The sequence below is a fragment of the Dyella sp. SG562 genome, assembly GCF_011759495.1.
GTDB classification, from domain to species: Bacteria; Pseudomonadota; Gammaproteobacteria; order Xanthomonadales; family Rhodanobacteraceae; genus Dyella_D; species Dyella_D marensis.
Map to the genome: position 1 here is coordinate 65513 of NZ_JAAOYS010000017.1, position 9839 is coordinate 75351.

Annotated in this window: 7 protein-coding genes; 4 read left to right on the top strand and 3 right to left on the bottom strand. The window is 69.5% G+C overall.

The window, feature by feature from the left end:
* Positions 1-23: 23 nt before the first annotated feature.
* From FHW84_RS21830 to FHW84_RS21840, 3 genes are read left to right on the top strand one after another with little or no spacing between them, the layout of a single operon-like run.
* Positions 24-1424 carry a TolC family protein gene (locus FHW84_RS21830; protein ID WP_167258374.1) on the top strand — a complete coding sequence of 467 codons (1401 nt, stop codon included), beginning with the start codon at positions 24-26 and terminating at the stop codon, positions 1422-1424.
* Positions 1421-2329: a hypothetical protein gene (locus FHW84_RS21835; protein WP_167258376.1), complete on the top strand. Its 909-nt coding sequence runs from the start codon at positions 1421-1423 to the stop codon at positions 2327-2329. Before FHW84_RS21830 ends, FHW84_RS21835 begins: the two co-directional genes overlap by 4 nt.
* A gap of 3 nt (positions 2330-2332) precedes the next feature.
* The gene (locus tag FHW84_RS21840; protein ID WP_167258378.1) at positions 2333-5407 is read left to right on the top strand and encodes an efflux RND transporter permease subunit; all 3075 of its coding nucleotides are present in this window, start codon (positions 2333-2335) and stop codon (positions 5405-5407) included.
* A gap of 3 nt (positions 5408-5410) precedes the next feature.
* Here the strand turns inward: FHW84_RS21840 and FHW84_RS21845 are convergent, their stop codons facing one another.
* The 3 genes from FHW84_RS21845 to FHW84_RS21855 form a co-directional block, all read right to left on the bottom strand.
* Positions 5411-5884, bottom strand: a complete 474-nt coding sequence (locus FHW84_RS21845) for a GNAT family N-acetyltransferase (protein WP_167258380.1) — start codon at positions 5882-5884, stop codon at positions 5411-5413.
* Positions 5885-6504: 620 nt separating this feature from the next.
* The gene (locus FHW84_RS21850) at positions 6505-8295 is read right to left on the bottom strand and encodes an acyl-CoA dehydrogenase C-terminal domain-containing protein (protein WP_167258382.1); all 1791 of its coding nucleotides are present in this window, start codon (positions 8293-8295) and stop codon (positions 6505-6507) included.
* 55 nt (positions 8296-8350) lie between these two features.
* Positions 8351-8848, bottom strand: a complete 498-nt coding sequence (locus tag FHW84_RS21855; RefSeq protein WP_167258384.1) for a hypothetical protein — start codon at positions 8846-8848, stop codon at positions 8351-8353.
* A gap of 199 nt (positions 8849-9047) precedes the next feature.
* Between FHW84_RS21855 and FHW84_RS21860 the strand changes: the two genes are divergently transcribed.
* The gene (locus tag FHW84_RS21860; protein ID WP_167258386.1) at positions 9048-9521 is read left to right on the top strand and encodes an SET domain-containing protein-lysine N-methyltransferase; all 474 of its coding nucleotides are present in this window, start codon (positions 9048-9050) and stop codon (positions 9519-9521) included.
* The last annotated feature ends 318 nt before the right edge of the window (positions 9522-9839 follow it).

Genomic DNA, 9839 nt, shown 5'->3' on the forward strand with positions numbered 1-9839 from the left:
GCCCTGCCGGGAAGATGCGCGGCATGCGACATGCTCTGTTACGCGCCCTCGGCGCCATCGTCCTGGCCGCGCTCGCCGGTTGCGCGCATTACCAGGCGCGGCCCATCGATCCCGTCGCCACCGCCGCGCAGTGGCAGGCTCGCCGCCTGGACGATCCGGCGCTGGCCGCGCGCCTCGCTCCCGCCGTGGCCTGGCCGCCCGCGCGCTACGGGCGCGGCGAACTGCTGCTCGCCGCGCTGGTGCTCAATCCCGACCTTGCCGAAGCGCGCGCGCATCTGGCCGAAGCGGATGCCGCGGTGCGCACCGCCAAGGCCTGGCCCAATCCTTCGGTGAACCTGGCGCTGGAGCGCTATGCGCAGGACCAGGCCGGCAGCAGTCCCTGGCTGTGGGGCGTCAGCACCAACTGGCTGATCGACACCGCCGTGCGCCGCCGCCTGCGCGCCGATCTGGCCGACGCCGGCGTGCGCGGCGCGCGGATCGATTACGCCGAGAAGGTGTGGGAAGTGCGCCGCACGCTGCGCACCGCGCTGGCCGACCTGCTGCTGGGCGAACGCCAGCACGCACTGGCCGAAGATGCGGTGGCCAAGGCGGCCGCGCTGCAAGCCGCGCAGGAACGCCGCCGCGCCCTGGGCGAAGCGGTGCCGGCGGACGTATTGCAGGTGGCGCTGGTGCTCGCGCAGGCGCGCGATGCCTCGGCTACGGCGGCGCAGCGCGTAGCCGATGCGCATGCGCGCCTGGCCCGCGCCGTCGGCGTGCCGGTGCATGCCTTGGATGGCGTCGTACTGGCGTGGGACGGCCTTGAATCACCGCCAGCTCTTTCCGCCACGCAACTCGATCAACTGGCGACCCAGGCGCGCCTCTCGCGCCCCGACCTGGAACGCGCCCTTGTCGACTACGCCGCGCGCGAAACGGAACTGCGCCAGCAGGTGCGCATGCAATACCCGCAGATCAGCATCGGCCCCGGCTACACCTACGACCACGGCGTGCGCAAACTGCAGTTCAACCTCGGCGCCACGCTGCCGCTGTTCGACCAGAACCAGGGGCCCATCGCCGAAGCCGAAGCGCGGCGCGAAGCCGCCGGCCGCCACGTCGAAGCCGTGCAGGCCGGCATCGACAGCGAGATCGAAGGCGCCACCGCGAAACTGGCCGCCGCACGCCAGGCGCTGGATGCCGCCACGCACGGCCGCGGCGCCGCCGAACGCCTGCAGCAGCAGACCGCCGCCGGCTATGCGCACGGCGAGGACGACCGCCTCGCCGTGCTCAACGCGCAACTGGCCACCGCCACCGCTGCACAGGCGCAGCTCGCCGCCGCCGACCAGGCCCAGCAGGCGCTGGGCGCGCTGGAAGACGCCGTGCGCACACCGCTGGAAGGCAACGAGGCCGAGCTGCTGCGCGCAGCCGGCCATGCTGGAGATACCCCATGAACGCCGTTCGCTCCTTGCTGCTGGCAGCATCGCTTGCACTGGCCGCCGCCGATGCCGCGGCGACCGAAGTGGATGCCGCCACGCAGAACCGCCTCGGTCTCGCGCTGGTCGAACTGCGCGCCGCGCAGGCGCCGGTCGAGCTGGCGGCTGCCGCGGAAGTGCTGGATCCATCCACGCTGGCAAAGGCCGCCGACGATATCGCCGCGCTGCAGGCCACGGCCGACGCCTCGAACGCGGAAGCGCGCCGTGTGCAGGCGCTGTTCGCGGCCGACGGCAATATGTCGCGCAAGGCGGTGGAAGCGGCGCACGCGCAGGCCGCGGTCGACCAGGCGAAGCTGCAGCAGGCTCGCACCCAGTTGCGCATGGATTGGGGCAGCGCCATTGCCGCGCTCGATGCGCACGCGCTGCATGCGCGCGCGGAAAGCCTGCTCGATGGCCGCACGGCCTGGCTCAAGGCCGAGCCGCTCGCCGCGCCCGCGCCCGGATTCCAGGCCGCCGGCGCACAGCTGGGCGATGTCGCCGCGCACGTGCTCGGACCGCTGCCGCGCAGCACCTCGGGTCTTGCCGGTGGCTGGCTGCTCGAAGCGCCGGGTGCGGGCCTGATGCCTGGCATGGCGCTCACTGCGCGGCTGCGCGGCGCGGCTGCCGGCGCCGCGGGCGTGCTGCTGCCGCGCAGCGCGGTGGTGCGCTGGAACGGCGTGTCCTGGGCTTATATCGCCACCGATGCCACGCACTTCGAACGCCGTGCGGTGAGCGCGCTGGCGATTACGGCGGACGGCTGGATCGTCGGCGCACCGTTCAAGGCCGGCGAGAAAGCGGTGGCGCGCGGCGCGGAAACGCTGATCGCGCTCGATGCCGCGCCCGTTCCCGCGGCCGCTGACGCAGGCAAGCCGGGCGACGACTGAACCATGCTGACTTTTATCGTCCGCGGCGCCCTGCGCCATCCATGGTGGATCGCGCTGCTCGCCACGCTGCTGCTCGTGGTCGGCGCCGCCCATCTGCGCACCGCGCGCTACGACGTGTTTCCCGACTTCGTGCCGGCCGAACTCACCATCCAGGTCGAGTCGCCCGGCTTCACCGCGCTGCAGGTGGAGCAGCGCGTCACGCAGCCGATCGAGAACGCCGTCAACGGCGGCACCGACGTCGACGTGGTGCGCTCGCAGTCGATCCAGGGCCTGGCCGTCATCACGGTGGTCTTCAAGGAAGGCAGCGATCCGTTCCGCGACCGCCAGCTGCTGGCCGAGCGCATCGCCGAAGCATCCGCGCGCCTGCCGCAGGGCGTGCAGGCGCCGACCATCAGCCCGATGGTGTCCTCCACCATGGACCTGCTGAAGTTCGGCCTGCTCAGCGACAAGCTCGATCCGCTCGCCTTGCGCTCGCTCGCCGACTGGACGGTGAAGCCGCGCCTGCTGGCGGTGGCCGGCGTGGCCGACGCCACCGTGTTCGGTGGCGGCGTGCGCGAGTGGCAGGTGCGCGTGCATCCGGATCGGCTGGCCGCCTTCGGATTGACGCTGGAGGACGTGCGAGCGGCTGCCGCGGCGGCAAGCGGCGTGCGTGGCGCAGGCTATGTGGACACGCCGGCGCAGCGCGTCGTGCTGGAAGCCGATGGCACGCTCGCCACGCCAACCCAGCTCGGCCAGGCGGTGATCACGCAGCACGCGGGGCGCAACGTCACGCTCGCCGATGTGGCGGATGTCGCCGAACAGGCGGCGCCTGCCTTCGGCGACTCGCGCATCATGGCCAGACCCGGCGTGCTGGTCGCACTGAACAGCCAGTACGGCGCCAATACGCTGGAAGTCACCCACGCGGTGGAAGCCGCGCTGGACGAACTCAAGCCGATGCTCGCCGCGCAGGGCGTGACCCTGGTGCCCGCGCTGCATCGCCCGGCCACCTTCGTGGAAGTGGCGCTGGCCCGTATGCGCGGCGCGCTGCTGCTCGGCGCGGTGCTGGTGCTGGCCGTGCTGGTGCTGTTCCTGCGCGACTGGCGCACCGCGCTGATCTCCTTCCTCAGCATTCCGCTGTCGCTCGCCGTCGCCGTCATGGTGTTTCCGTGGTTCGGCTGGACCATCAACACCATGACCCTCGGCGGCCTGGCGGTGGCGCTGGGCGTGGTGGTGGACGACGCCATCATCGACGTGGAGAACGTGATGCGCCGCCTGCGCCGCGCCGGCTCCACCGCGGTGCGTGCGGAAGTGATCCTCGACGCTTCGCTGGAAGTGCGCCGTCCGGTGGTGCTGGCCACCGTGGTGGTCGGGCTGGTGTTCCTGCCCATCCTGCTGCTGCCCGGCCTGCAGGGCAGTTTCTTCGCGCCGCTGGCCGGCGCCTTCCTGCTGGCGACGTTCGCCTCGCTGCTGGTGGCGCTCACGGTGACGCCCGCGCTGTGCCTGTTGCTGCTGCGCGCCGACCGCCGCCATCGCGAGCCGCGCTGGCTCAAGCGCGCCAAGCTGGCGCAGCACCGGCTGCTGGAGCGCGCGCTGCCGCATGGCCGCGCGTGGCTGATCGGCGCCTTGCTGCTGGGCGCGGCGGCGGTGGCGGTGCTGCCGCTGTTCGGCGCGGCGCTGCTGCCGGAATTCCGCGAAGGGCATTTTGTGATCCAGCTGCAGGGGCCTGGCGGCACCTCGCTGGAGGAGATGGCGCGCATCGGCGAGCACATGGGCAAGGACGTGCTGGCGATTCCCGGCGTGGCCACCGTATCGCAGCAGGTCGGCCGCGCCGAAGCGGTGCAGGACACCTGGCCGCCGAATCAGAGCGAATTCCACGTCGAGCTGAAGCCGGGCCTGGGCGCGGCCGATCAGGTGCGCATCGAAACCGCGTTGAAGAACGTGGTAGATGGCTATCCGGGTTTCAGCGGCGAGGTGGTGACCTTCCTCGGCGACCGCATCGGCGAATCGCTGTCCGGCGAAACCGCGCCGGTGACGATCAGCATCTACGGCAACGACCTGGATACGCTCGACCGGCTCGCCGACAAGGTGAAGCAGTCGATGCAGTCTGTGCCCGGCAACGGCAGCGTGCGCTTATCCGATACGCCCACCGTGCCGACCCTGCGTATCGCACCGCAAGCGGAACGCCTCGCCGCCTACGGCCTGCGTATGACCGACGTGCTGGATGCGGTGGCCGCCGCACACCAGGGCGTGGTGGCGGGCGAAGTGTTCGACGGGGTGCAGCCGATCGCCGTGCGCCTGCGGCTCGATCCTTCGGCGCAGCGCGATCCGGAGACGGTGGGCCAGCTGCTGCTGCGCAGTCCCGCCGGACGCAACGTGCCGCTGTCCGCCGTGGCCGATACCGACCTGCTCGAAGGCCGCGCCAACGTGCTGCACGAAGGCGGCCGCCGCCGGCTGGTGCTGGCGGTGTATCCGGCCACCGCCGACGTGGTCGGCTTCGTCGACCAGGCGCGCGCCGCGCTTGCGAAGAGTGTGCCGCTGCCGGCCGGCTATTACCTCGAATTCGGCGGCACCGCCGAAGGCGCTGCGCAGGCGCGCCACGACCTGCTGCTGCATGGCGGGCTGGCCGGCGTGGGCATCGTCGCGCTGCTGCTCGCCGCGTTTCCGGACCGGCGCAGCGTGGCCCTGGTACTGGCCAACGTGCCGTTCGCGCTGGTGGGCGGCGTGATCGCCGCGGGCCTGGCCGGCGGCGTGCTGTCGATCGGTGCGCTGGTGGGTTTCGTCACGCTGTTCGGCATCTCCGCGCGCAACAGCATCATGCTGGTCTCGCACTACGAGCACCTGGTGAGCGTGGAGGGCGCGCACTGGAATCGCCACACCGTGCTGCGCGGCGCGCGCGAGCGGCTGACGCCGATCCTGATGACCGCCCTGGTGACCGCGCTGGGCCTGCTGCCGCTGGCGCTGGGCAACGGCGAACCGGGACGCGAGGTGGAGGGGCCGATGGCGATCGTGATCCTCGGCGGCCTGGCCAGCTCCACCGTGCTCAACCTGCTGGTGCTGCCGGCGCTGGCCGGGCGCTATCTGCGCCTGGCCAGGCCGTAGCGTTCAGCGCACCGGCTTGGCCAGGCGCAGCAGGTCGGCGCCGTAGCCGGCTTCCTCGTAGATCTTGCGCGCGCGCTCGTTGCCGGGGAACACGGCCAGGGTGATCAGGTGGCAGCGGTGTTCGCGCGCCCAGGTTTCGGCGTGGTCGAGCAGGGCGCGGCCGACGCCCTGGCCTTCGTGGGTCTGCGCGACGGCGAGGTCGGAGATGTGGCAGTTCACGCGCCCGGTGAAGTAGTCCTGGGTCTTCTGCAGGTGGACGAAGCCGACCGGGTGGCCGTCTTCGTCTTCGGCGACGAACAGGAAGCTGTTGGCGGGTTGTTCTTCCAGGTGGCGCGAGAGGTCCTTGCGGATGCCGTCGATGCATTCGTGGCGTTTGCGCCAGTTCGGCAGGTGGAAATCGACGAAGCGGGGGACCAGGCCGAGGATGAAGTCGTCGTCGTCTTCGGCTAGACGGATCAGGAACGAGGGGTCGCTCATGCGCTTGGGCGTGTTGGGGGCCGGGGGTCGGTTCTACACCCGGAGTGTGGGTGGGCGGAAGTACCGCCCGGGGCTCGTCATCCTGGCGTAGGCCGGACGAGCGCGTAGCGCGAAGAACGCCCGCAGGGCGGCCCCGAAGGGGTGAGCGAAGCGAATCATCCAGTGGCGGTATCGCTCGGTTGTCGCGTTGACGGTTGGGTGTCTCGCCTTTGGCGAGGGTTTCGTGCCGCTGCCGCGGCCCGAGTTACTTTTTCTCTGCGTGCCCAGAGAAAAAGTAACCAAAAAGAGAGGGCACCCTGCTTGGCGCCCTCAGCAGCGCAGCTGCTGAGGGTCCGTGAGGGCTGGCCGGGCTTTTTGACAGGGCATCCATGCCCTGATCAAAAAGGCGAGGACTCCTGTCCTCGCCCCCTGCGGGGCCTTTTCGTCCAGCCCTCACCGCCGGCGCCAAGGGGCCCGGTAGATCAAGAGCAACAGCGGAACGCCGCGGCTGCGCCGCGAGCTCTTCGTTCGGTTTTCGCGTTAATCGACATCCCCCTCTCCCCTCCGGGGAGAGGGCCGGGGTGAGGGGGCGGGCGGAGCGGTGAGCTGATGCTCACCGCAACCTGAGCGGGACAACAGCCTCAGCCAACCGCCGCCAGCGTGCCCACGCCCGCCTCGATCGCCGCCTTGTGCGTCAGGCAACGCGGCAGCATCCGTGCGAAGTAGAACGACGCCGTGTCGCGCTTGGCCTGCTTGAACGCTTCCGGCTGGCCGCTCGCATTCGCCGCGGCGACGCTGCGTGCCCACAGATAGGCCAGCGTCGCGTAGCCGGAGTAGTACAGGTAATCGATGGCGGCGGCGCCGAGTTCCTCCGGATTGCCCTGCACGCGCGCGGCCAGGGCCAGGGTCAGGTCGGCCCATTCCTTGGCGGTCTTGGCCAGGGGGGCGATCAGCGGGAGCAGGGCGGGGTCCTGGGCGTGCTGCTGGCAGAAGGCCTGGATTTCCTGCAGGAACAGCTTGAAGCCGGCGCCTTGCAGCTGGAGGATCTTGCGGCCCAGCAGGTCGGCGGCCTGGATGCCGGTGGTGCCTTCGTACAGGGTGATGATGCGGGCGTCGCGCACGAACTGCTCCACGCCGCTTTCCACGATATAGCCGTGGCCGCCGTAGACCTGCAGCGCTTCCTTGGTCGACTCCTGCGCCAGCTCGGTGACCAGGCCCTTGGCGATCGGGATCAGGAAGGCGACCAGGTCGCTGGCGTTCTTGCGCGTGGCTTCGTCGGTGGCGCGCGCTTCCACGTCGGTCTGCAGCGCGGTGTACAGCAGCAGGGCGCGCGAGCCTTCCACGATGGCGCGCTGGGTCAGCAGCATGCGGCGCACGTCCGGCTGCACCAGCAGGTTGTCGGCGGGCTTGTCGGGGAACTTCGGACCCGACAGCGCGCGGCCCTGCAGGCGCTCGCGCGCATAGTTCGAGCTGTTCTGCAGCGCGCGCTCGGCCAGCGCCAGGCCCTGCACGCCGACGCCCAGGCGCGCGGCATTCATCATGGTGAACATCGCGGCCAGGCCCTTGTGCGGCTGGCCGATCAGGTACCCCTCGGCGGCGTCGAAATTCATCACGCAGGTGGCCGAGCCGCGCAGGCCCATCTTGTGCTCGATATTGCTGGCCACCACGGTGTTGCGCGCGCCCAGCGAGCCATCCGCATTCACCTTGAACTTCGGCACGATGAACATCGAGATGCCGCGGCTGCCGGCCGGCGCGTCGGGCAGGCGGGCCAGCACCAGGTGGATGATGTTCTCGGCCAGGTCGTGCTCGCCGGCGCTGATGAAGATCTTGGTGCCACTGATCTTATAGGCGCCATCCTTGTAGCTGCCGTTGTCGGCAGGTTCGGCGCGCGTCTTCAGCAGGCCGAGGTCCGAGCCGGCCTGCGGCTCGGTCAGGCACATGGTGCCGGTCCAGCGGCCTTCGACGATGGGCTTGAGGTAGGTGTTCTGCTGTTCTTCGGTGCCGTGCAGCTCCATCGCGTGGCAGGCGCCTTCGGACAGCAGCGGGTACAGGCTCCACGACAGGTTGCCGGCCTGGAAGATCTCGGTGGTGGCGGTGCCCACCGTATTGGGCAGCGCCTGGCCGCCGAAATGCTCGGCCTGGGTCAGGCCGGTCCAGCCGCCTTCGGCGAAGGCCTTGAAGGCTTCCTTGAAGCCCTTGGGCGTGGTCACCGTCTGCGTGGCCTTGTCGTACTTGCAGCCTTCCTCGTCGCCGCTGGCGTTGAACGGCGCGAGCAGCGCCTCGCTCAGGCGGCCGGCTTCTTCCAGCACCGCGTCGAGCAGGTCGCGCGTGTGGCCTTCGCCGCCCTGCAGCCTGGTCAGGGTCGCTTCCGCGCCCAGCACGTCGTAAAGGGCGAAGCGCAGATCGTCGAGGGGAGCCTTGTAGATGGTCATTGCGGGTTCCTGCTTGGAATGCGGTGATGAAATGGGTGAAAAGCGCGGCGCTTGCTCAGCGCCAGGTGTTGGCGATGCCCGGCACCGGCGAGAGCCAGTCGTTGCCGTGGAATTCGAAATCGCGGGCCTGGTCTTCCTGTTCCGGCTTGGCGCTGGCGCGGCCCACCACGCTGTACGGCACCGAGCCGCCGCTGCCCTTGGCCGCCGCCGCGGCGAGCGCCTGGCTCATTTCCGGCGTGGGCAGCACAGTGATTCGGGTGATGTCGCCGGCGAAGGCGGGGATGTCCAGGTCGAACCTGGCGTGCAGGCGCACCGGCACCAGCTCGGCCAGCTTCAGTTCGCCGTCGACCGAGCGGAAATTCATGCCGCCGTAGCTGTTGTTCTGGATGCGCACGGTGAGCTGCCACTGCCCGTCCGGCCGCACCGTCATCTCCTGGATGCTGATGGTGGGCGGGAACACGCTCTTGCGCGGCGGGCCGCAGGCGACCATCCCCAGCGAGAGCAGGCCAAGCAACAGCAGCAGCGGGATCAGGCGGTACAGCCGACGCGACATGGCCACTCCAAACGATCGTTTGAATGGCGATTCTGCCATGAGATGGGGAACGGGGAACAGGGAACGGGGAGCGGGAAGCTTGTAGACCGATGTGAGGTGGGGCTCGCGATTTCCTTCATGTTCCCCGTTCCCTGTTCCCCGTTCCCTGCTCCCCCCGAACAAGGCATCATCCCCATTTCCCCGAGCCAGGTCCCTCCCCATGTCCCGTCGTTTCGTCGCCCGCCGCTCCCCGATCCACGGCAATGGCGTGTTCGCCACCGCGCCGATCAAGAAGGGCGAGGAGATCGTCGAGTACAAGGGCACGCTGATGACGCACCAGGACGCCGACGTGATGTACGGCGACGGCGGCGAAACCGGCCACACCTTCCTGTTCACCCTCAACGACGAATACCTGATCGACGCCAACCGCAAAGGCAATACGGCGCGCTGGATCAACCACAGCTGCGCCCCCAACTGCCAGGCCCTGGTCCTGGAAGCCGAAGGCGATGACCGCCGCAAGGACCGGGTCTTCATCGAAGCCATCCGCAACATCAAGCCCGGCGAAGAACTCACCTACGACTACGGCATCATCCTGGACGTGCCCCACACCGCCCGCCTGAAAAAGGTCTGGAAGTGCCTGTGCGGCTCCCCCAAGTGCATCGGCACCATGCTGAAACCCAAGCGCGGCCGCTGAGCCCCGCAGGCCAAGAAAAAAGCCGCGTGCGGAACACGCGGCTTTTTTCATGCCCGTACGCAAGCGATGAGCCCCTCTTGCAGCGCAGAAAGCAAAGGCCAAGCTCAGTCCTCGATCGACCTTCCGCCCCTCGCTCCGCCCGGCCCCTCACCCTGCCCTCTCCCCGGAGGGGAGAGGGGTGTAGTGGTGAGGTAGGCAGGAACGAAGGACCAAAGCTGGCTCCGGTTCTTGAACGTCCTCTCGGCAACGGCACGTTGAAGCACGCGTTACGTAAACGCACTGCCGTTTCGTGTAGACCCAGGTTAATCAGGTTACCGC

What these genes read in the sequence shown, in the direction of transcription:
- FHW84_RS21850 (WP_167258382.1), bottom strand. Translation starts at nt 8,295, where the DNA reads ATGACCATCTACAAGGCTCCCCTCGACGATCTGCGCTTCGCCCTTTAC.
- FHW84_RS21830 (WP_167258374.1), top strand. Translation starts at nt 24, where the DNA reads ATGCGACATGCTCTGTTACGCGCCCTCGGCGCCATCGTCCTGGCCGCG.
- FHW84_RS21855 (WP_167258384.1), bottom strand. Translation starts at nt 8,848, where the DNA reads ATGTCGCGTCGGCTGTACCGCCTGATCCCGCTGCTGCTGTTGCTTGGC.
- FHW84_RS21860 (WP_167258386.1), top strand. Translation starts at nt 9,048, where the DNA reads ATGTCCCGTCGTTTCGTCGCCCGCCGCTCCCCGATCCACGGCAATGGC.
- FHW84_RS21840 (WP_167258378.1), top strand. Translation starts at nt 2,333, where the DNA reads ATGCTGACTTTTATCGTCCGCGGCGCCCTGCGCCATCCATGGTGGATC.
- FHW84_RS21835 (WP_167258376.1), top strand. Translation starts at nt 1,421, where the DNA reads ATGAACGCCGTTCGCTCCTTGCTGCTGGCAGCATCGCTTGCACTGGCC.
- FHW84_RS21845 (WP_167258380.1), bottom strand. Translation starts at nt 5,884, where the DNA reads ATGAGCGACCCCTCGTTCCTGATCCGTCTAGCCGAAGACGACGACGAC.